This is a genomic window from Aquamicrobium defluvii, from assembly GCF_004363725.1.
GTDB classification, from domain to species: Bacteria; Pseudomonadota; Alphaproteobacteria; order Rhizobiales; family Rhizobiaceae; genus Mesorhizobium; species Mesorhizobium defluvii.
Genome location: NZ_SNZF01000014.1, coordinates 77,664 through 97,289, shown reverse-complemented (window position 1 = coordinate 97,289; position 19,626 = coordinate 77,664). Strand labels below are relative to the sequence as shown.

21 protein-coding genes and 1 tRNA gene are annotated in these 19,626 nt (G+C 61.4%); 16 read left to right on the top strand and 6 right to left on the bottom strand.

The genetic code is table 11. The annotated features are described in order from the left end of the window. The first annotated feature begins 42 nt into the window (after positions 1-42). Entirely contained in the window at positions 43-225 is a 183-nt protein-coding gene (locus DES43_RS12465) for a hypothetical protein (protein ID WP_342585393.1), read from the top strand. Positions 226-329: 104 nt separating this feature from the next. On the opposite strand, the gene DES43_RS12460 is transcribed toward DES43_RS12465, so the two are convergent. After that, entirely contained in the window at positions 330-608 is a 279-nt protein-coding gene (locus DES43_RS12460; protein ID WP_035028534.1) for an usg protein, read from the bottom strand. 429 nt (positions 609-1,037) lie between these two features. On the opposite strand from DES43_RS12460, the gene DES43_RS12455 reads away from it, so the two are divergent. From DES43_RS12455 to DES43_RS12445, 3 genes are all read left to right on the top strand, one after another. Further along, on the top strand, positions 1,038-1,352 hold the full coding sequence (locus DES43_RS12455) for a co-chaperone GroES (RefSeq protein ID WP_035028463.1): 315 nt from the start codon (positions 1,038-1,040) through the stop codon (positions 1,350-1,352). Between the two features lie 140 nt (positions 1,353-1,492). Beyond that, a complete protein-coding gene (gene groL / locus DES43_RS12450) occupies positions 1,493-3,121 on the top strand; it encodes a chaperonin GroEL (protein ID WP_035028460.1) in 1,629 nt (542 codons plus the stop codon). A gap of 69 nt (positions 3,122-3,190) precedes the next feature. Continuing rightward, positions 3,191-3,415 (top strand): hypothetical protein, encoded by a 225-nt coding sequence (locus tag DES43_RS12445; protein WP_035028458.1) that lies wholly within the window; start codon positions 3,191-3,193, stop codon positions 3,413-3,415. Between the two features lie 108 nt (positions 3,416-3,523). Here the strand turns inward: DES43_RS12445 and DES43_RS12440 are convergent, their stop codons facing one another. Continuing rightward, on the bottom strand, positions 3,524-4,435 hold the full coding sequence (locus tag DES43_RS12440) for a LysR substrate-binding domain-containing protein (protein WP_035028455.1): 912 nt from the start codon (positions 4,433-4,435) through the stop codon (positions 3,524-3,526). A 109-nt stretch (positions 4,436-4,544) separates the two neighbouring features. Between DES43_RS12440 and DES43_RS12435 the strand changes: the two genes are divergently transcribed. From DES43_RS12435 to DES43_RS12395, 9 genes are all read left to right on the top strand, one after another. After that, positions 4,545-5,735, top strand: a complete 1,191-nt coding sequence (locus DES43_RS12435) for an acyl-CoA dehydrogenase (RefSeq protein WP_035028452.1) — start codon at positions 4,545-4,547, stop codon at positions 5,733-5,735. 61 nt (positions 5,736-5,796) lie between these two features. Further along, positions 5,797-6,930 (top strand): CaiB/BaiF CoA transferase family protein, encoded by a 1,134-nt coding sequence (locus tag DES43_RS12430; protein ID WP_035028448.1) that lies wholly within the window; start codon positions 5,797-5,799, stop codon positions 6,928-6,930. 496 nt (positions 6,931-7,426) lie between these two features. Then, positions 7,427-7,912, top strand: coding sequence for an Lrp/AsnC family transcriptional regulator (locus tag DES43_RS12425; protein ID WP_035028445.1), 486 nt, complete (start codon positions 7,427-7,429; stop codon positions 7,910-7,912). Positions 7,913-7,988: 76 nt separating this feature from the next. Next, positions 7,989-8,798, top strand: coding sequence for an ABC transporter substrate-binding protein (locus tag DES43_RS12420; protein WP_035028442.1), 810 nt, complete (start codon positions 7,989-7,991; stop codon positions 8,796-8,798). A gap of 69 nt (positions 8,799-8,867) precedes the next feature. Then, positions 8,868-9,533: an amino acid ABC transporter permease gene (locus DES43_RS12415; RefSeq protein ID WP_035028438.1), complete on the top strand. Its 666-nt coding sequence runs from the start codon at positions 8,868-8,870 to the stop codon at positions 9,531-9,533. Between the two features lie 10 nt (positions 9,534-9,543). Continuing rightward, positions 9,544-10,206: an amino acid ABC transporter permease gene (locus DES43_RS12410; RefSeq protein ID WP_035028434.1), complete on the top strand. Its 663-nt coding sequence runs from the start codon at positions 9,544-9,546 to the stop codon at positions 10,204-10,206. A gap of 12 nt (positions 10,207-10,218) precedes the next feature. After that, positions 10,219-10,950 (top strand): amino acid ABC transporter ATP-binding protein, encoded by a 732-nt coding sequence (locus DES43_RS12405; RefSeq protein ID WP_035028431.1) that lies wholly within the window; start codon positions 10,219-10,221, stop codon positions 10,948-10,950. A 39-nt stretch (positions 10,951-10,989) separates the two neighbouring features. Beyond that, positions 10,990-12,261: an NAD(P)/FAD-dependent oxidoreductase gene (locus tag DES43_RS12400; RefSeq protein ID WP_035028428.1), complete on the top strand. Its 1,272-nt coding sequence runs from the start codon at positions 10,990-10,992 to the stop codon at positions 12,259-12,261. 6 nt (positions 12,262-12,267) lie between these two features. Beyond that, complete coding sequence (locus DES43_RS12395; RefSeq protein ID WP_035028425.1) at positions 12,268-13,581, top strand: NAD(P)/FAD-dependent oxidoreductase; 1,314 nt, start codon at positions 12,268-12,270, stop codon at positions 13,579-13,581. 431 nt (positions 13,582-14,012) lie between these two features. Here the strand turns inward: DES43_RS12395 and DES43_RS12390 are convergent. Further along, positions 14,013-14,089 (bottom strand) — tRNA-Met (locus DES43_RS12390). A gap of 227 nt (positions 14,090-14,316) precedes the next feature. Here DES43_RS12390 and DES43_RS12385 point away from each other — a divergent pair. Further along, positions 14,317-15,279 (top strand): Gfo/Idh/MocA family protein, encoded by a 963-nt coding sequence (locus DES43_RS12385; protein ID WP_035028422.1) that lies wholly within the window; start codon positions 14,317-14,319, stop codon positions 15,277-15,279. Between the two features lie 40 nt (positions 15,280-15,319). Here the strand turns inward: DES43_RS12385 and mnmA are convergent, their stop codons facing one another. After that, positions 15,320-16,507 (bottom strand): tRNA 2-thiouridine(34) synthase MnmA, encoded by a 1,188-nt coding sequence (gene mnmA / locus DES43_RS12380; RefSeq protein WP_035028419.1) that lies wholly within the window; start codon positions 16,505-16,507, stop codon positions 15,320-15,322. 294 nt (positions 16,508-16,801) lie between these two features. On the opposite strand from mnmA, the gene sciP reads away from it, so the two are divergent. After that, positions 16,802-17,077: a CtrA inhibitor SciP gene (gene sciP / locus DES43_RS12375; RefSeq protein ID WP_035028531.1), complete on the top strand. Its 276-nt coding sequence runs from the start codon at positions 16,802-16,804 to the stop codon at positions 17,075-17,077. Positions 17,078-17,434: 357 nt separating this feature from the next. Here the strand turns inward: sciP and DES43_RS12370 are convergent, their stop codons facing one another. Next, positions 17,435-17,812: a flagellar export protein FliJ gene (locus DES43_RS12370; protein WP_035028415.1), complete on the bottom strand. Its 378-nt coding sequence runs from the start codon at positions 17,810-17,812 to the stop codon at positions 17,435-17,437. Between the two features lie 444 nt (positions 17,813-18,256). On the opposite strand from DES43_RS12370, the gene ctrA reads away from it, so the two are divergent. Next, on the top strand, positions 18,257-18,952 hold the full coding sequence (gene ctrA, locus DES43_RS12365; protein WP_035028413.1) for a response regulator transcription factor CtrA: 696 nt from the start codon (positions 18,257-18,259) through the stop codon (positions 18,950-18,952). 170 nt (positions 18,953-19,122) lie between these two features. Here ctrA and DES43_RS12360 read toward each other — a convergent pair whose 3' ends face one another. Continuing rightward, positions 19,123-19,494 carry a response regulator gene (locus tag DES43_RS12360; protein WP_035028412.1) on the bottom strand — a complete coding sequence of 124 codons (372 nt, stop codon included), beginning with the start codon at positions 19,492-19,494 and terminating at the stop codon, positions 19,123-19,125. Positions 19,495-19,626 lie beyond the last annotated feature (132 nt).

The following is a 19,626-nucleotide window of genomic DNA, read 5'->3' as shown; positions in this document are numbered from 1 at the left end:
CGTTTCATCGGGATGCCAGCCATGAAATCGGGGAGACAAGGCATGACGATGACACGCGAGGAAATCATATCCGTTGTTGGACCTGCGGACGAGGAAGTCATCGCTGACCTGATGGCGACGGGTGCGTCGGTTGCGGACCTCAGGGAAGCATGGGCCTGGCTGCACAGCGACGAGGCGCTGATGGGGGCGGGCGGCCCCTGCCGGGCTCACGCGTTGCGGCGTTGATCGATCTGCTGGAGCCCGACGGCGAGGAGGCGTGAAGCCTGACGGGCCGCGGCAGTGGCGGCGAGGCCCGTCATCGAGGGCAAGGCGGCGCTGCCGCACGGCATTCAGTGGATGGTTATGATGCCTTCAACCGCGCGCCATTCCGAGGGTCTGATCAGATGGTGGTGGGCGACGCGCACGGAATGGAGCGGGCCATCCAGTTCCTTCGTCCAGTAGTCGAGAAAGCCTTTCAACTCGGGAAAGTGCGGCGCGAGATCGTATTCCTGCCAGATGTAAAGCTGAAGCAGGCTGGGATGATCCGGCATATGATAATGGATTTCAGCCGTGGTGAGCCCGTAGCCGTTCATCTGAAGCTGGAAATCCCTGCTGGCCGTGGTTGCCATTTGCGCATCCTTCCACATGGCCGGGGCTGGTTCCGAAGAAACCGCGCCTGCACCCCGGCCGCCAGGCGACGGTTGGATGCGGGCGGTGCGAAGCCCCGGTCCCGCGACGCTCCGGAGCGGTCGCAGCGTTCCATATGCCCCTTGCGCCGCCTGTTTGCACGCGGCCACCCGCATTTCAAAAAGGTGCCGCCGGCATCCCGTAAAATCAAGTGCCGAATGGTTTGGCGGATAAAAAACTTCGTGATTTCATGGCACTAGCAGTGATGTGCTGCGAGTGCCAAAATTTTTGCCGATCCCTCTTGAAACCGTGAAACGGCGAAACCAGATCGATAGCCGCGCAACGCCGGAAAGGGTCGCGCGTGCCGTTCCGCTCTGCACGATCCGGGTGGAACGGCGCAGTCCGTTTGTCCTTGAGAGGAGAACAAAGACATGACATTCCGTCCCCTGCATGACCGCATTCTGGTGCGCCGCATCGAAGCCGACGAGAAGACGGCCGGCGGCATCATCATTCCCGATACCGCGAAGGAGAAGCCGCAGGAAGGCGAGGTTATCGCCGTCGGTCCGGGCGCGCGCGACGAAAGCGGCAAGCTGGTCGAGCTCGACGTGAAGGTGGGAGACCGCATCCTGTTCGGCAAGTGGTCCGGCACCGAGATCAGGCTCAAGGGCGAGGACCTTCTGATCATGAAGGAAGGCGACGTAATGGGCGTGATCGAGGAGACCGCCGCCGTCAAGAAGGCCGCCTGAGCGGGGCCGTGAGCAGAAACAGTCCCCGAGCGGGGCCGTGAGCAGAAACAGTCCCCGAGCGGGACGCGAAAAGAAACAGTCCCTGAGCGGGACGCGAAAAGAAACAGTCAAAGTAAGCTGCCTACTGAAGGAGTGATCCAATGGCTGCCAAGGAAGTCAAGTTCAACACCGAAGCCCGCGAGAAGATGCTGCGCGGCGTCGACATTCTGGCCAATGCGGTGAAGGTAACGCTGGGTCCCAAGGGCCGCAACGTGGTGATCGACAAGTCGTTCGGCGCACCGCGTATCACCAAGGACGGCGTTTCCGTCGCCAAGGAAATCGAGCTTGAGGACAAGTTCGAGAACATGGGCGCGCAGATGGTGCGCGAGGTTGCCTCCAAGACCAACGATCTGGCCGGCGACGGCACCACCACCGCGACCGTTCTGGCACAGGCCATCGTCAGGGAAGGGGCCAAGGCCGTCGCCTCGGGCATGAACCCGATGGACCTGAAACGCGGCATCGACAAGGCCGTGGATGCGGTCGTCGCCGAACTGAAGGCCAATGCCCGCAAGGTGACGAAGAACGACGAGATCGCACAGGTCGGCACCATCTCCGCCAATGGCGATACCGAAATCGGCCGCTTCCTGGCCGAAGCCATGCAGAAGGTCGGCAATGAGGGCGTCATCACCGTCGAGGAGGCCAAGACCGCCGAGACCGAGCTGGAAGTCGTGGAAGGCATGCAGTTCGACCGCGGCTACCTGTCGCCCTACTTCATCACCAATCAGGAGAAGATGCGGGTGGAACTGGAAGAGCCCTATGTCCTGATCCATGAAAAGAAGCTTTCCAACCTTCAGGCTCTGCTGCCCGTGCTCGAAGCGGTCGTCCAGTCCGGCAAGCCGCTGCTCATCATCGCCGAGGACGTCGAGGGTGAGGCGCTGGCCACGCTGGTGGTCAACAAGCTGCGAGGCGGTCTGAAGATCGCTGCCGTCAAGGCCCCGGGCTTCGGCGACCGCCGCAAGGCGATGCTGGAAGACATAGCCATCCTCACCGGCGGTCAGGTCATCTCCGAAGACCTCGGCATCAAGCTGGAGAACGTCACGCTGGAGATGCTCGGCCGCGCCAGGAAGGTGGTGATCGAGAAGGAGAACACCACCATCGTCGACGGCTCCGGCAGGAAGGAGGAGATCGAGGGCCGCGTCAGGCAAATCAGGGCGCAGATCGAGGAGACCACTTCCGACTACGACCGCGAGAAGCTCCAGGAACGGCTCGCCAAGCTTTCGGGCGGCGTTGCCGTCATCCGCGTCGGCGGCTCCACCGAAGTCGAGGTCAAGGAGAAGAAGGACCGCGTCGACGACGCGCTGCATGCCACCCGCGCGGCGGTGGAAGAAGGCATCCTGCCCGGCGGCGGTGTCGCGCTGCTGCGCGCCGCGACGGTGCTGGACAGCGTGAGCGCCGACAATGAGGACCAGAAGTACGGTGTCGAGGTGGTGCGCAAGGCCATCGAGGCGCCGGTGCGCCAGATTGCCGAGAACGCCGGCGCGGAAGGTTCGATCATCGTTGGAAAGCTGCGCGAGAAGCCGGAGTTCTCCTATGGCTGGAACGCCCAGACAGACGAATATGGCGACCTGTTCGCACAGGGCGTCATCGATCCGGCCAAGGTGGTGCGCACCGCGCTTCAGGATGCGGCTTCCGTCGCCGGCCTGCTGGTCACCACCGAGGCGATGATCGCCGAGAAGCCGAAGAAGGAGGCTGCCCCGGCCATGCCTGCCGGCGCCGGCATGGACTTCTGAGCGGCCGACACAAAGCCCGCTCCCTGACCGGGAGCGGGCACGGCTTCAGACGACAATTCGGGAACTGTCATGACGATCATGCCGGGTTTCGATACCGTTCCCGCGCCAGAACACCCGCCAAGCGAGTTCATGGCGCATGAATCGGAATGCAGGAAAGTGTTTCTGCCGCTTCTGGAGCAGCTTCTGGACAAGGCGGCGGAGGCGGGCTGGAGCCGCCGGACAGTGGCATCCACGCTCATGTTCCTTGCCGCTTCGCAGGTGTCTGCCTCCAACGGCAATATCGGCAGGCAATGAAAAGGCCCCGCCTCCGGGCGGGGCTCGCCGTGCAGGAGGCCGGCCTGCCGGGCGCTCTCACGCACTTCCGGAACATCCGGCCGGCAAGCGCCGCCCCCTGTGGCGGAGCTATTGTCCGCCCTTCTTGAACAGATCGATCTGTCCGGTCAGCCAGTTGCGAAAATATCTCACGCCGGCGTCGGCGGTCTTTTCGTTCGGGGTGACGAAGTAGTAGGCGCTGGCGCTCTCCACGGGCAGGTCGAGCGCCTTGACGAGCTGGCCGCTGGCCAGTTCGCTGTCGATGAGGAAGGACGGCATCAGCGCGACGCCGAGCCCGGCACGGCAGGCTTGCGAGACGTTCATGAACTGTTCGAAGCGCATGCCTTCACGGTAGTGTTCCGCTATGCCGAAATGTAAAAACCAGAGTTTCCATGCATGAGGGCGCGAGGCCATTTCCAGCAGCGGCACCTTCAGCAGGGAGGCCGGGCCGGAAATCGGGTTCTGTGAGAGGAAATCCGGGCTACAAACCGGCACCACCATTTCCTTCAGGAGCAGACGGCAGTCGCATCCCGGCCAGTCCGCCGTGCCGACATGAATGGCAGCGTCCAGATCCTCCTTGTCGAAATCGAAATGGCCGATCCGGGTCGAGAAGCTGAGCGTCATTTCCGGATGGCTTCGCACATAATCGGGGATGCGCGGCAGCAGCCAGCGCGTGCCGAAGGTTGGCGGAAACGCCAGCCTCAGGACGCTTGAAGCGCCTTGCGCCATGGCTTGCAGGGACAGCACGCGCATGCGTTCGATGATATCCGCGACGCCTCTTGCGTAGCGTTCTCCGCGCCCCGTCAGCGCCACGCCCTTGTTGTTCCTGACGAAGAGCGTCACCCCCAGCTGCTCCTCCAGCGCCGCGATCTGGCGGCTGATGGCGCCGGGCGTGAGGCTGAGCGCTTCGGCGGCCGCGGAAAAGCTGCCGAGCCGCGCCACGGCGTCAAATGCGGTGAGCGAAGCCGTGGATGGTATGAGGCGGCGTTGCAGATTGCTCATTCGGTTTGCATAAAACTCAAAGTGGCTTGAGTAAATATGGCTTGTGCGCCAGTTCGTCAAAGTCCAGTGTCGCCGGCAAAATCGCGCACGCACATAATCGGGAGCAGCCATGAGCAAGACATCCTTCATCTGGAACGATCCGTTCCTTTTCGACGATCAGCTGAGCGATGAAGAGCGGATGATCCGCGACACCGCGAAATCCTTCGCCGACGAGGAGCTGCGGCCGATCATCGAAAACGCCTATATGGAGGAAAAGACCGACCCCGAGCTGTTCGCCAAAATGGGCTCGACGGGTTTGCTCGGCGTCACGCTGCCGGAAGAATATGGCGCTGCCAACGCCAACTACGTCTCCTACGGGCTGGTAGCGCGCGAGATCGAGCGCGTCGATTCCGGCTTCCGCTCGATGATGAGCGTGCAGTCCTCGCTCGTCATCTATCCGATCTATGCCTACGGCTCGGAAGGGCAGCGCAGGAAATATCTGCCGAAGCTCGTTTCGGGCGAGTGGATCGGCTGCTTCGGCCTGACCGAGCCGGATGCCGGCTCCGATCCGGGCGGCATGAAGACCCGCGCCGAAAGGATCGACGGCGGCTATCGCCTCAACGGCTCCAAGATGTGGATTTCCAACTCCCCGATCGCCGACGTGTTCGTGGTCTGGGCGAAGCTGAAGGGCGAGGACGGCAAGGACGCCATTCGCGGCTTCGTGCTGGAAAAGGGCATGAAGGGCCTTTCCGCCCCGAAGATCGGCGGCAAGCTTTCGCTACGCGCCTCGATCACCGGCGAGATCGTGCTTGAGGATGTGGAAGTGGGCGAGGATGCGCTGCTGCCCAACGTGTCGGGCCTGAAGGGGCCGTTCGGCTGTCTCAACCGGGCGCGCTACGGAATTTCGTGGGGCGTTCTCGGCGCCGCCGAAGAGTGCTGGACGCGCGCGCGCCAGTATGGGCTCGACCGGCATCAGTTCGGCCGTCCGCTGGCGGCAACGCAGCTCTACCAGAAGAAGCTGGCCGACATGCAGACCGAGATCGCGCTGGGCCTTCAGGCCTCGCTGCGCGTCGGCCGCCTGATGGACGAGGGCAAGTTCGCTCCCGAAATGATCTCCATCGTCAAGCGCAACAATTGCGGCAAGGCGCTGGACATCGCGCGGCTGGCCCGTGACATGCACGGCGGCAACGGCATCCAGATCGAATTCGGCATCATGCGCCATGCGCAGAACCTGGAGACGGTCAACACCTATGAAGGCACGCATGATGTGCATGCCCTCATCCTCGGCCGCGCCCAGACCGGTCTGCAGGCATTTTTCTGAGAACAGGCGGGGCCGGCGCCATGACGGTGCCGGCCCCCGCGTTTCAACCGGGGCAGGCAGCATGAAATATCCGCTCGAAGGTGTGCGCGTCGTTGAGCTGGCGCGGATTCTCGCTGGCCCGTGGGCTGGCCAGACGCTGGCCGACCTTGGCGCCACGGTGATCAAGGTCGAGGCGCCCGAGGGCGACGACACGCGCCGCTGGGGCCCGCCCTTCATAGAAGCCGGCGACGACAAGGCCGCTGCCTATTTCCATGCCTGCAACCGTGGCAAGAAGAGCATCACCGCGGACTTCAAATCGCCGGAAGACCTTCAGCGCGTGAAGGACCTGATCGCCCAGGCCGATGTCGTCATAGAGAATTTCAAGGTCGGAAACCTCGCGAAATTCGGGCTCGATTACGAAACGCTGAAGGCGGTCAACCCGCGCCTGATCTATTGCTCGATCACCGGTTTCGGCCAGAACGGCCCTTATGCGCACCGCGCCGGCTACGACTTCATCATTCAGGGCATGGCCGGTCTCATGCATCTGACCGGCGAGCCGGACGGCCAGCCGCAGAAAGTGGGCGTCGCCTTCGCCGACATCTTCACGGGGCTCTATTCGGTGATCGCGATCCAGTCCGCGCTGATCATGCGCGAGACCACCGGGCGCGGGCAGCACATCGACATGGCGCTGTTCGACAGCACGGTTGGCGTGCTGGCCAATCAGGCCATGAATTATCTGACTTCCGGGGTTTCGCCGAAGCGTCTCGGCAATGCCCATCCCAATATCGCACCCTATCAGGTGTTTCCGGTTTCGGACGGCTACCTCATCATTGCCTGTGGCAACGACAGCCAGTTCGCCAAGCTCACCGCAACGCTCGGAGTGGGCGACATCGCTGCGGAGGAACGGTTCTCCACCAATCCGCTGCGCGTCCACAATCGCGCGGCGCTGACGGAGATTCTTGAAGCCCGGACCGCAAGCTGGAAGCGCGACGAGCTTCTGGCGGCGCTGGAAAAGGTTGGCGTTCCGGCCGGGCCGATCAACACGCTCGAAGACGTGTTTTCCGATCCGCAGATCGTCCACCGGGCGATGGTGGTCGAGAACGACGGCGTGAAGGGCGTGCGGTCGCCGATCCGCTTCTCCGAAGCCGAACTTTCCGTGTCCCAAAGGTCGCCGCATCTCGGCGAGCACAACGGGAGCGGGTTCGAGCGCCGCTGAACAGTAATGCCTGCTTGAAAGCCGGTCGGAAATTGCCGGGTCGCCGGGAGGGTTCGCACGTCAGCACGGCGTCGGCGCCAGCAAGCTGAAGCGCTATTTTTTTCCTCGCCTGCGAACCCCTGTCGGCGGGTTTGCCAGCACACAGCGCCAGAGCCTTTCTGCTCATGGCGCCTTTATCCTCGCAATGGCGGGCAGGTCGGGAAGCAGGAACCGGTGCGAAGCTCACCCACAGGTGAGGGCGCCGGTCAGCCGGCCTGTCCATTCAGGAAACCATCGCGCATCCAGACGGGCGCGGGGAGCGCTTTCAGCGCCGCAGCCACCCGCGATCATCGGGTCTGCCTGAATGTGGATTCTCTACCCGTTGCCTCTCTGCGGCTTCGCGAGGGATTTTCTGTATAGAATAAAAATAATCCGTAATATTTTCGAATGGAAAAATTTGAATTGACATTCGTTGCATATTGAAAATAGGATTGATCGGATAGCGAGGGGGCCGGCAATGCGTGCATTGCTCGACAAGATCGACAGGAAGCTGGTGAAGCTTTTGTCGGACGATGCGCGGGAGGGCGCAAACCAGATAGCGGAGCGGCTGGATTTGAGCCCCCCGACCGTCCGCGCCCGCCTGAAGGCGCTTATTGAAAGCAAGCTTTTCCGGATTGCCGGTGTCGTCAATGTGGCGGAGCGGCCCGAGCTGATCGTCGCCATCCTCGGTATTCATGCCAATGGGCACGGCCGGCTGAACGAAATTGCGAAGAAGATGTCGGAGCTTCCTTTCGTCACTTCGGTCAGCATCGTGACCGGCAGGTACGACCTCATCTGCGAAGTGTTGTTCGAGGGGGACATGGAGGAGCTCTACCGGGTTACGAGCGAGGTGCTGCCGGGGCTGGCGGAGCCAGGCGTAATCAGGGGCAGCGAAACTTTCGTCGTGATGAAGGCGCACAACAAATGGCTCAGCCTGCCGCGCGGTGTGTGGGAGGATAAGTAATATATGGAATCATAAGTATATATGATTCCTTGATGGATATTATTGCATTTCTTTACTCAAAGGGAGGACGATAGAAATGATCGGTAAAGTTAAGGCTCTTCTGGCATCCACGGTGTTCCTTGCGCTGGCCGGCAATGCCGCAAGCACTGTGAGTGCCTTTGCGGGAACGCTCGACGATATTCTGGCGCGTGGCGAGTTGCGCGTCGCCGTGCAGACGCAGGGCCCTCCGTTCTCGTTCATGGACAAGAACGGCAAAAGAACCGGCAGCGCCATCGAGCTGACTGAACTGATGGCCAAGGAAATGGGCGTCAAGATCACCTATCTCGATTTCGACTGGGACGGCCTGATCCCCGCGCTGCTTTCCGGCAAGGCCGACATTCTCGCCGCCGACATGACCGCCACGCTGGCGCGCGCAACCAAGGTTGCCTTCACCAAGCCATGGATACATGTCGGCGCCGTTGCCTTCGTGAAAACCGGCGGCGAATTTGCAAGCCTCGAGGACTGCAAGAAGCCCGGCACCACAGTTGCGGTTCTGCTTGGGTCGACCGCCGAGAAGAGCGTTCCGAACTTCTTCCCGGAAGCGGAAGTCAAAGCCTACAAGGGCGGCGGCACAATCGTGCTGGACGCCGTGGCTTCAGGCCAGGCCCAGTGCGGCGTGAACGACAACACCGCCGTGGCCGGGCAGGTCCTCAACTATCCCGAGGGCACCTTCACCGTGTTCGACGAGATGCTGACCGCCGAGCCGCTTGCCTATGCCGTGCGCTATGACTCGCAGGATCTGCTGAACTGGACCAACCTGTTCATCGACACGATAGAGCTTGATGGCCGCCTGAAGCAGAACCTCGACTACTGGGTGAATTCCAGCAAATGGCAGGCCGACCACTGAGGCCGGCAGGGGCGCGGGGCTCATTGCCTCCGCGCCCCGTCGCCATGCACGGGAGGTGATGGGCTGACTATGCTCGGCAATCTGAATATACGCGTCATTTCGGAGTACCTGCCCGATCTGTGGGAAGGCTTCCTGAACACGCTGATGCTTTCGGCAGCCGGTTTCACCGGGGCTTTCATCATTGGCATCATCGCCTGCGGGCTCAGCATACAGCCGGTGCGCTGGCTGCGCGGCGTGGGCGTCGCCTATATCGATCTGATCCGCTCGACGCCTCTGCTCGCGCAGCTTTACTTCCTCTATTTCGGGCTGCCGCGCCTGGGCGTTCTGCTGCCGGAATTCACCATCGGTATCATCGCGCTGGCGTTGAATTCGGGCGCCTACATCGCGGAGATCATCCGCTCGGGCATATTGTCGATCCCGCGCGGACAATTCGAGGCTGCTCTCAGTTCGGGCTTCACCTATGTGCAGCGCATGAGGCTCATCGTGCTGCCGCAGGCGATCCGGCCAACCATCTCGCCGCTGATCGGGCAGGCCATCGTGCTCGTGAAGGATTCCTCGCTGCTGTCGCTGATTTCGGTGGTCGAACTGACCCGTGTCGGCCAGAAGATCGCGCTCGACCGCTTCATGCCCGTCGAGGGGCTGGTGGCCACGGCGGTGGGCTTTCTGGTGATCTACTATCTGCTCAAGGCGCTGGCCGCGTCCTGGTCGCACTTCAATCGCACGAACTCGCAGTGAGGGGGGCGGCATGATCTGGTTTCAAATCGAGCGCCTGTGGAACTACTGGCCCGTTCTGCTGAAGGGGCTCGGCATGACGGTGTCCCTGTCGCTGCTGTCGCTTGTCGCGGGCATGATTGTCGGGCTGATTTTCGCCCTTGCGCGCACAAGCGGCAACCGGTGGCTCTCGGGAATCTGCGGCTTCTATATAGATCTGTTCCGCGGCACGCCGTTTCTGGTGCAGGTGTTCATCTGCTTCTTTATCCTGCCGGCCGTCGGGATCGAGCTTTCCGCCTTCAGCGCGGGCGTTCTGGCCCTCTCCAACCTTTCGGCCTGCTTCATCGGCGAGATCATCGCCGCCGGCATCAACGCCGTTCCGCGCGGGCAGAATGAAGCCGCAATCGCGTCGGGCTTCACCCATTCGCAGAAGCTTCGGCTGATCATCCTGCCGCAGGCGCTTCAGATCGTGCGCCCCACGCTGGTCGGCCAGTTCATCCTGCTGGTCAAGGATTCGTCGGTTGTCTCCGCGATCGGGATCATGGACCTGACCCGCTCGGGCTGGATGATCGTGCAGAACATTCCAAACGGCCTTCTGGTATTCGGCGTCGTCGGTCTCGGATATCTGATCGTCTGTTATCCGATGATCTATCTTTCGCGCCGCATGGAGCGCGGCACGCAATCTCCCATTCTCTAACCGGACAGTGCGATGATCGAATTTCAAGGTCTGAACAAATGGTTTGGCAGCGCATTGCATGTGCTGAGAGACATCGACCTGCATGTCAGCAAGGGCGAGGTCGTGGTCGTCTGCGGTCCCTCCGGTTCCGGGAAAAGCACGCTGATCCGCTGCGTGAACGGCCTGGAGCCGTTTCAATCGGGCAGGCTGGTCGTCGATGGTGTCGATCTTGGCAGCAAATCGCCACCCCTGAGAAAGCTGCGCATGGAGGTCGGCTTCGTTTTCCAGCAGTTCAATCTTTATCCGCACAAGACCGCATTGGAAAATGTGACGCTGGCGCCCATACATGTGCGCGGGCTGCCGAAGGCCGAGGCGGAAGCGCGCGGCAGGGAGATTCTTGCCAAGGTTGGGCTGGCGGACCGGATGCAGAACTATCCCGGCCAGCTTTCAGGCGGCCAGCAGCAGCGTGTCGCCATCGCGCGATCCCTGTGCATGCAGCCACGGGTCATGCTGTTCGACGAACCGACATCCGCGCTCGACCCCGAGATGATCAATGAGGTTCTCGATGTCATGGTCAGCCTTGCAAAGGAAGGCATGACCATGATCGTCGTCACCCACGAAATGGGTTTTGCCCGCAAGGTTGCCGACCGCGTCGTCTTCATGGATCGCGGTGCGATCATCGAAAGCGGCAAACCGGAAAACTTCTTCAAAAACCCTCAGAATGAGCGCACGCGCGATTTCCTGAGCAAGATTCTTCACCACTGAAGCCGTTGCCCAAGGCAGACGAGCAAGGCACATCACACCATGGACCATCGTGGGCAAAACGATGCAGGGCTTTCTGTCGCCATTGTGGGGGCGGGTATAGTTGGATGCAGCACGGCGCTGGCTCTTGCGGCGGAAGGACATCGCGTCACCGTGTTCGACCGCGAGGAGCCCGCGTCGGGCACCTCCTATGGCAACGCGGGAGCCATCGTCACCGGCTCGGTGCTGCCGATATCGACACCGGCCGTCATCCGCTCCCTGCCTGCATATCTGCTGGATCGCCAGGCGCCCGCAACCCTTCGGCTGGGGCATGCCTTTGCCGCGCTGCCATGGCTTGCCCGCTTTGTGGCCGCCGGGACCCCGGCGCGCGTCAACCGCATCGCCGCAGCCATGTTTCCTCTCGTTTCCCGCGCGCTGGCAGCGCATCGGCAACTGGCGCAGATGGCATCGGCCAGCGATATGCTGACGCAGGAGGGCTGGCTGAAGGTCTATACCGGCGAGCGCGATTTCGCCAACTCCGCGCTGGAGCGAGAACTGATGACGAGGCTGGGCGTCGTTCATGCCGTGCTCGACCGGGCGGCCCTGCTCAATCTCGAACCTGCCCTCAATCCGCATCATTGCCATTGCGGCGTTTATCAGCCCGACGCGGGCAATGTCCGTTGTCCCGGCGGGCTGGCCAATGCCTATCTGGAAGCCGCCTGCCGGACCGGGGCAACATTCGTTCGCGACGAAATCCACGGTGTGAAACCTGTGGCGGCCGGCGGTGTCAGCCTGTCCGGCGCAACCGGCGACCATCGGTTCGACCGGGTCGTCATAGCGGCGGGAGCGTGGTCCGCGATACTGGCAAAGCAACTGGGCGACAGGGTCAGCCTTGAAAGCGAGCGCGGTTATCATCTGCGTTTCCGGCCCGAATCGGAAAAGCTTCTGCGCGGACCGGTTGTATTCCCCGGCAGTGGCTTCGTGCTCTCGCCCATGCATGATGGTTTGCGCCTCATCAGCGGCGATGAACTGGCGGGCCTCGATGCAGTTCCGGACTACCGGCGCATCCGCGCCCTGCTGCCCGAGGCGGCGAAAGCCGTGCCCTCGCTTGAGGGCGCGCATCCGGTGTCGGAATGGATGGGGCACCGCCCTTCAACGCCGGACACGCTGCCCGTCATCGGTCGTGCGCGCTCGTCGCCGCACGTCGTCTACGCTTTCGGGCATGGCCACCTCGGCGTTACCCTGTCCGCGGTAACGGCGCAACTGATCGCCGATCTCATCGGCGGGCGGCCTGCCGCCATCGATCTCCATCCCTATCGTCCCGCGAGATTTTGACTGCCCATGTCCGTCTTTCCAATCAACCTGAGCAATCCTCCCCAATTCGACGGCACGCTGCCTGAAGCCGTCGATGTCGTCGTCATCGGCGGCGGGATCATTGGCGTGATGACCGCATGGGAGCTTGCGCGGCGGGGGCGCAGGGTCCTGGTTTGCGAAAAGGGGCGCGTCGCCGGCGAACAGTCCAGCCGCAACTGGGGGTGGGTACGCCAGCAGGGGCGCGATTATGCGGAATTGCCGATCATGATGGAGTCGCTGCAGATCTGGAAAGGCCTGCCTGAAAAGCTGCGCGCGCGCATCGGCTTTCGCCAGAACGGCATCACCTATCTGGCCCGGAATGCCGCAAAGCTTCGCGAGTATGAAAGCTGGCTTGAAGGCGCGCGCGCTTACGGCGTCGATACGCGCATGCTTTCCCGAAGCGAAACCGAAGCCATGCTGCCCAATGCCGCCGGCTGGCTGGGAGGCATGACGACGCCTTCCGATGCCATGGCGGAACCGTTCGCGACCGTGCCGGCACTGGCGCAGGCCGCCACGGAAGACGGCGTCATCATTCGCGAGAACTGCGCGGTGCGGGCGCTCGAAATCGCCGGGGAGCGGCTGCAGGGGATCATCACCGAGAAGGGCAGGGTGAACTGCGATCGTGTGGTCGTGGCGGCCGGAGCATGGAGTTCACTGTTTCTTGCCGCGCACGGCATCCGGATCCCGCAGCTTTCGGTCCTGTCATCCGTGATGCGCACCGAACCCATGGCGGAGTTTTCCAATGCTGCGGCCGGAGACGGCCGGTTCGCATTTCGCCGGCGGGCAGACGGGGGCTACACGATTACGCCATGGGAGGCGCATGACTTTTTCATCGGTCCCGACGCCTTCCGGAATTTCTTCTCCTATCTTCCTGCGTTGAAGGAGGAGTTCGGAAGCACGCGGTTCAGGCTTGCCGCCCCGCGAACCTTTCCCGATGCATGGCAAACCGCGCGGCATTGGCGTTCCGACGAAACAACGCCGTTTGAACAGTGCAGGATTCTCGATCCGGAACCGAACCGCAAGGAACTGGAGCGGGTGCTGACCTTCTTCGCCGAGGCATTCCCGGGCGCGGGCCGGCCGGGGATCAGGCAATCCTGGGGAGGCATGATCGACACGATGCCGGACGTTGTGCCCATCGTCGACAAAGCCGCGATCGCCGGCCTGACGATTGCGACCGGCATGAGCGGCCATGGCTTCGGCATCGGTCCGGGAATGGCGGCGGTCGTGGCCGATCTGGTTGAGGAAAAGCGCCCGAAGCACGAGATGCGCTCTTTCACACTGACGCGCTTTCGAAAAAGGTGACGCGGAGCGTTCCGCACAAGATCGCTTTTAAAAGAGCGTGCATAGCCCGTCGCGCAGCGGAAGACATCTTTCGCGGACGGTGGGCGATTTGAGTTATGGAAAAGCGATACCCGATAGTGCAAGGCGCTGTCAGAATCCCGGTGGGACCATGTCGCTCTTTTGATCCATCGGGTGAGAATTGCACGCCGATCCCGCAGAGAAACACGCGCCGCAAAAGGCTGGATAACCCCCCATCAATAGGCAACCGCAGCGCTGCGCCGGAACGTGGAATTTTTGCCTTTGCAGGCGCCCCGCTCGCTCGATGACTGCCTTTCAATGAAAGCAACTTGCCGCGAGATTTGCACCGAATACGAAATTATTCAATAAAATCAATAATATATGGCAACAGATAACCGTATCGGCCGTTACGCACACTCATGAACGGGGACCGTTGGTAGCGGAGGACGGATTCGAACCGCCGACACAAGGATTATGATTCCTCTGCTCTAACCGACTGAGCTACTCCGCCCCGGCGCGCAGGATTCGATTTGCGGCCGGTTGCCGCCGAACCCTCGCAAGGTCGGGCGGATATAAGGGGGGCATGGCTGGCCTGTCAAGCACGCAAACGACTTGTTCTACAGGCAAGACAACCTATTTTTTGTAATGTATTGAGCCACGCCGCCGTGAATGCGCGGGGTTGAGTTCGGATCGCCCCGCCGCTATGTGTCAGCCACGAAAATTTCGAGTCCACGATTGATGAAACCGCGTATTGCCGTCCTTGGATGCGGATACTGGGGCAGCAACCATGTCCGCACCCTCAAGGCGCTCGGAGCCCTTTACGCGGTCTCCGATGCAAATCGCGATCGCGCCGAAGGCTTTGCCAGCGAACAGGAATGCCTGGCGCTCGCTCCCGACGAGCTTTTCGAACGCGAAGAGATCGACGCGATCGTGATGGCCCTGCCGCCGCAGTTCCATGCCGAGACTGCCATCCGCGCCGTCGAGGCGGGCAAGGATGTGCTGGTCGAGAAGCCGGTGGCGCTCACCGTCGAGGATGCCGGGCGCGCGGTGAAGGCGGCGCAGGACAATTCCCGCGTCTACATGGTCGGCCATGTTCTGCGTTTCCATCCGGCTTTCGAAAAGCTCAAGGCCCTCGTCGATGCCGGCGAGCTTGGCGAGGTGCGCTACATCCATTCGCACCGTCTCGGACTCGGCAAGTTCCACACCGAGAACGATGCGCTGTGGGACCTCGCCCCTCATGATTTGTCGATGATCCTCGCCATAACGGGCGCCGCCCCGGTGGAAGTTCATGGGGAAGGGGCGGCGGCGCTCGATCATCTGAGCGATTTTGCGCATCTGCATATGCGCTTCCCGGGCAATCTGCGCGGACACCTGTTCGCCTCGCGCCTCAATCCCTATCGCGAGCGGCGGCTGACGGTCGTCGGCACGAAAGGCATGGCGGTGTTCGACGATGTCGAGCCATGGGAGCGCAAGCTGGCTGTCTATCATCACTCCATCTGGCAGGACAGCGGCCAGTGGGCGTTCACTGCCGATGAGCCGCACTACATTGCGGTGGAGCAGGGCATGCCGCTGACGCGCGAACTGGAGCACTTCATCCATTGCATCCAGACGCGGGAAGAGCCGCGCACGAATGGCGAGGAGGCCATCCGTGTCCTTCAGGTGCTGACAGCGGGCACGGTGCGCCACCAGCGCGCATCGTAGGGAGCGTTCGTTCCCCGGCTCCCGGCGTTTGCGTGTGCGGTCAGCCGTGCGCCTGTGCCGGTACGGCGCCAAGGCGCGACAACATGGCCTCGGCTTCCGCGCCGCGTTCGGACCGGCCGATGAAGCCACCGCCCAGAACCCGCGCCTCGTTGCCGTCGTCGGAATAGAGCACGCAGGCCTGACCGGGGGCGACGCCAGATTCGCCGTCGACCAGTTCGACCATGACCGCGCCTTCGCACTGGCGCAGCACGGCCGGGCGGGGAGGACGGGTCGAGCGCACCTTGGCGAACAGCTCCACGCCCTCGGCCGGGATTTCCGCCAGCGGTGTGTCGCCCAGCCAGTTCATGTCGCGCAGGTAGACCTTGTGCGTTTCCAGCGCCTCGCGCGGTCCGACGATGACGCGCGAGCGCTCGGAATCGAGGTGGACGACATAGAGCGGTTCACCGGAGGCGACGCCTATGCCGCGGCGCTGTCCGATCGTGTAGCGCAAAATGCCGTCGTGCCGGCCAAGTACGCGTCCGTCGATATGGACAATGTCGCCGGGGCTGGCGGCTCCCGGCTTCAGCCTGGCGATAATGTCCGAATATTTTCCCTGCGGTACGAAACAGATGTCCTGGCTGTCCTGCTTGGTTGCGACAGACAGCCCCATTTCCTCGGCCATGGCGCGCACAGCCGGCTTGGGCAGGTCGCCCAGGGGAAAGCGCAGGTAATCCAGTTGCTCCTGCGTGGTCGCGAACAGGAAATAGCTTTGGTCGCGGTCGGCGTCGAGCGGGCGGTAGAGCGCGCGATGGGAGCCGTTGGGGCGCGAACGGATATAGTGGCCGGTAGCCAGCGCGTCGGCGCCCAGTTCCCTGGCTGTCGTCAGAAGATCCGCAAACTTGACGGTCTGGTTACAGGAAACGCATGGAATCGGCGTTTCGCCATGTACATAGCTTTCGGCGAAGGGGTTGATCACCGCTTCGCGGAAACGCCGTTCATAATCGAGCACATAATGGGGAATGCCCAGCGTTTCCGACACCCGGCGGGCGTCGTCAACGTCCTGTCCGGCACAGCACGAGCCCGGCCGGTGGGTGGCTGCGCCATGATCGTAGAGTTGCAGCGTCACGCCGATGACATCGTAACCTTCGCGTTTGAGCAGCCCGGCCACCACCGAGGAATCGACGCCGCCGGACATGGCGACGACGACGCGCGTGTCCTGCGGGCGTGCGGGAAGGTCAAGGCTGTTCATCTCTTCATTCCAAACAGGATACGAGGGCATTGCATTCCGGTTCGCCGGATACGGGCCTGGCACGCGAATATAGGACAGGCATCGATGGCTTGCCAGACCGGTTTTCCCACGAACCGGGGATCGGGCAAACAGCTTTCACGGCATTTGAACCATCTTTGAAATAAATGCCAGCGTATTCCCTAACGTGATGTTCATGTTCGTTACCTATCCATTAGGAACTGCTTAGGCAATTTTTAAAGCTGTGGCGGTAGTGTGGCAGCGATTGGTTCTTGCGTGTTTTTAGTAGAGAGTATGATGACCGATCTTGTTAGACCGCGAGTCAAATACGTAATCGGGCCGGACGGCAGCCCGCTTACAATTGCCGATTTGCCGCCAAGCAATACGCGGCGCTGGGTTATCCGGCGCAAGGCAGAGGTGGTGGCAGCCGTGCGCGGCGGCCTGCTGAGCCTTGAGGAAGCATGCCAGCGTTATGCCCTGACGACGGAGGAATTCCTGTCCTGGCAGGCGTCGATCGACGAATACGGACTGGCGGGCCTGCGTACCACGCGCATCCAGCAATACAGACATTAACGCATTTTGAAGTCAGGCGATCTCGGCTGAGGTCGCGACAAAATGCGATGAAAGCAAACGAGCTGAGCCGCAGCCCGGACTACCCGGCTGCGCGGCGCTCTCCGGTCATCGGTTTTTTGACGGGCAGAGTGGGCGAAATTCGCCTTTTGCTGGCGGGCAACCCGCATCCCCGGGTTCCTGGGGGAAAGAGGATTGGATTGAAAGGCCCCGGCTGAAAGGTCGGGGCCTTTTTCCGTCCCGGCCGGACCCGAAGGGGTCGGCCCATCAAGGCTGTTGCGCCGCCACCTTGTCCCTGAAATGCAAAGCGGCCCCGCAGGCTGGCTGTGGGGCCGTTGAAATCGCAGAGGATTTCCGGGATCAGCCGATCATTGCGCTGCGGGGAGGTGCTTCGGCCTCCCGGGTCTTGCCGTCGCGCATTTCCAGCAATTCGGCCTTGGCAAGCTCCGCTTCAGCCTCGGCAAGTAGGGTTTCGGCGGTGCTGCGCTGCTTTGCCAGATCGGCCTGTGAATCCCTGAGATTGTCGCGGCGCTGGCGCGCGGCCTTGGCGAAGGTTGGGTAGGCGAAATGATTGATATCTGTGATGCCGGCTTTCTTTTCCTCGGCGGTGATCTGAAGCTCCAGTTCCCCGGCCATGCGATCGAATTCGGCGATCATCGCGTCGAGCTGTGCCAGCTGCCGCCGTTTCTCGTTCACCTGGAACTGTTTCAGACGAACGAGGCTTTCACGTGACTTCATGACCCTCAACTCCGCACATACTCTTAACGCTCACTGCTGTGGCGGAACGGCCCGGGCCCTCCACCAGCTGTTTTCCACCGGACCACGCCAATGGAAAACAAAGTCCTAAGATTTTTTGCGCCCGGTAACCATTCGTTTACGGGCATTGTTAATCATACGCGGCAGGGCTTAAGACCCGGTAAAAATTCCGCTTCGGATTTTGTGCCGGCGAGAGAGTCCCATGAGTCACTTACGGCAGTTTTCTGACGTAGTGGATGAATTTGGGCTTTCCCCGAATCATCTTTGGATTCAACAGGGTGTGGAAAGAGGTTAAAAATTCTGATATCGTCCGAAGCACGAAATTAGGATTTGTTAACCATTCGGTGGCAGTTTTCGATTCAGGCAATCGCTGCCGCGGACCAGGACGGGTCGTGAAGAGGTTCGGCGGCAGAAAAGGGGAATGAGATGCGCGTTCTGCTGATAGAAGATGACAGTGCAACGGCACAGAGCATCGAGCTCATGCTCAAATCCGAGAGCTTCAATGTCTATACCACCGATCTCGGTGAGGAAGGCGTCGATCTCGGAAAGCTCTATGACTACGATATTATTCTCCTTGACCTGAATCTCCCCGATATGTCGGGCTATGAGGTCTTGAGAACTCTTCGTCTTTCCAAGGTGAAGACGCCGATTCTTATCCTTTCCGGCATGGCCGGCATCGAGGACAAGGTTCGCGGACTCGGCTTCGGCGCCGACGATTATATGACCAAGCCGTTCCATAAGGACGAACTGGTCGCCCGCATCCATGCCATCGTGCGTCGTTCGAAGGGCCACGCCCAGTCGGTTATCACCACCGGCGATCTCGTGGTTAATCTCGATGCCAAGACGGTCGAAGTCGGCGGACAGCGGGTGCATCTGACCGGCAAGGAATATCAGATGCTCGAGCTGCTTTCGCTGCGCAAAGGCACCACCCTCACCAAGGAAATGTTCCTTAACCACCTTTACGGCGGCATGGACGAGCCGGAACTGAAGATCATCGACGTCTTTATCTGCAAGCTTCGCAAGAAGCTGGACGCGTGCTCGGGTGGACAGAACTACATCGAAACGGTCTGGGGCCGCGGCTATGTGCTGCGCGAGCCGGAAGATATCCGCGAAAGCGCCTGACCTGGCGCTTTTCCGTCAAACCGAAAAAGACCCGGCAATGCCGGGTCTTTTCTTTTCTCCGGGCTTGTCTGCCCGTGAAGGAAGCTGTCGTGAAGAAAATAGAGGCGTAAAAACAATCGCCTGAAGCCAACACTGGAATCTGGAAAAGGCCGATGGCCTGCCAGCGCGAATCAGGCGGCGATCTTCATCGTCTGGAGGCAGCCCAGCAGATGGTTGCGATCGAAGGGTTTCAGCAGATAGCCCTCGGCACCGGCGCGCCTTGCCCGCATGATCGTGCCGACATCCATTTCCACCAGCGAAATCAATATCCTCGGCGTCAGGGCATTTTTGATCGCGCGGATTTCGCGAATGAGGTCGGTGGCCTCCATATCGGGCAGGTTGGTGGACACGACGACGATGTGCGGCATGGTCCTGCGGCAGATTTCCAGTGCCTCAGCGCCCGTTCCGCTTTCCAGAACGGTGAGTTCAGGAGTGGCGAGGATGCGTTTGGCGACGCGACGGATCACATTGGACCCGTCAGCGAACATGCAGAATTGCTTCATTTTTCTTCCCGAACCGCGCTTCGGCGCTTAAGGCCATGGCGAGCTTTGGCACATGGTAGCGGGCAGGGGTAAAAAAGCGGGAAATTTGTCAAATAAAATTTTCTTCAAAATTTCCCGGTCCGCAACCTGCGC

Bases quoted from the DNA above. Each gene is read 5' to 3' on its own strand.
- DES43_RS12465 (WP_342585393.1), top strand. From the start codon at position 43: ATGACGATGACACGCGAGGAAATCATATCCGTTGTTGGACCTGCGGAC.
- DES43_RS12460 (WP_035028534.1), bottom strand. From the start codon at position 608: ATGGCAACCACGGCCAGCAGGGATTTCCAGCTTCAGATGAACGGCTAC.
- DES43_RS12455 (WP_035028463.1), top strand. From the start codon at position 1,038: ATGACATTCCGTCCCCTGCATGACCGCATTCTGGTGCGCCGCATCGAA.
- groL (WP_035028460.1), top strand. From the start codon at position 1,493: ATGGCTGCCAAGGAAGTCAAGTTCAACACCGAAGCCCGCGAGAAGATG.
- DES43_RS12445 (WP_035028458.1), top strand. From the start codon at position 3,191: ATGACGATCATGCCGGGTTTCGATACCGTTCCCGCGCCAGAACACCCG.
- DES43_RS12440 (WP_035028455.1), bottom strand. From the start codon at position 4,435: ATGAGCAATCTGCAACGCCGCCTCATACCATCCACGGCTTCGCTCACC.
- DES43_RS12435 (WP_035028452.1), top strand. From the start codon at position 4,545: ATGAGCAAGACATCCTTCATCTGGAACGATCCGTTCCTTTTCGACGAT.
- DES43_RS12430 (WP_035028448.1), top strand. From the start codon at position 5,797: ATGAAATATCCGCTCGAAGGTGTGCGCGTCGTTGAGCTGGCGCGGATT.
- DES43_RS12425 (WP_035028445.1), top strand. From the start codon at position 7,427: ATGCGTGCATTGCTCGACAAGATCGACAGGAAGCTGGTGAAGCTTTTG.
- DES43_RS12420 (WP_035028442.1), top strand. From the start codon at position 7,989: ATGATCGGTAAAGTTAAGGCTCTTCTGGCATCCACGGTGTTCCTTGCG.
- DES43_RS12415 (WP_035028438.1), top strand. From the start codon at position 8,868: ATGCTCGGCAATCTGAATATACGCGTCATTTCGGAGTACCTGCCCGAT.
- DES43_RS12410 (WP_035028434.1), top strand. From the start codon at position 9,544: ATGATCTGGTTTCAAATCGAGCGCCTGTGGAACTACTGGCCCGTTCTG.
- DES43_RS12405 (WP_035028431.1), top strand. From the start codon at position 10,219: ATGATCGAATTTCAAGGTCTGAACAAATGGTTTGGCAGCGCATTGCAT.
- DES43_RS12400 (WP_035028428.1), top strand. From the start codon at position 10,990: ATGGACCATCGTGGGCAAAACGATGCAGGGCTTTCTGTCGCCATTGTG.
- DES43_RS12395 (WP_035028425.1), top strand. From the start codon at position 12,268: ATGTCCGTCTTTCCAATCAACCTGAGCAATCCTCCCCAATTCGACGGC.
- DES43_RS12385 (WP_035028422.1), top strand. From the start codon at position 14,317: ATGAAACCGCGTATTGCCGTCCTTGGATGCGGATACTGGGGCAGCAAC.
- mnmA (WP_035028419.1), bottom strand. From the start codon at position 16,507: ATGAACAGCCTTGACCTTCCCGCACGCCCGCAGGACACGCGCGTCGTC.
- sciP (WP_035028531.1), top strand. From the start codon at position 16,802: ATGACCGATCTTGTTAGACCGCGAGTCAAATACGTAATCGGGCCGGAC.
- DES43_RS12370 (WP_035028415.1), bottom strand. From the start codon at position 17,812: ATGAAGTCACGTGAAAGCCTCGTTCGTCTGAAACAGTTCCAGGTGAAC.
- ctrA (WP_035028413.1), top strand. From the start codon at position 18,257: ATGCGCGTTCTGCTGATAGAAGATGACAGTGCAACGGCACAGAGCATC.
- DES43_RS12360 (WP_035028412.1), bottom strand. From the start codon at position 19,494: ATGAAGCAATTCTGCATGTTCGCTGACGGGTCCAATGTGATCCGTCGC.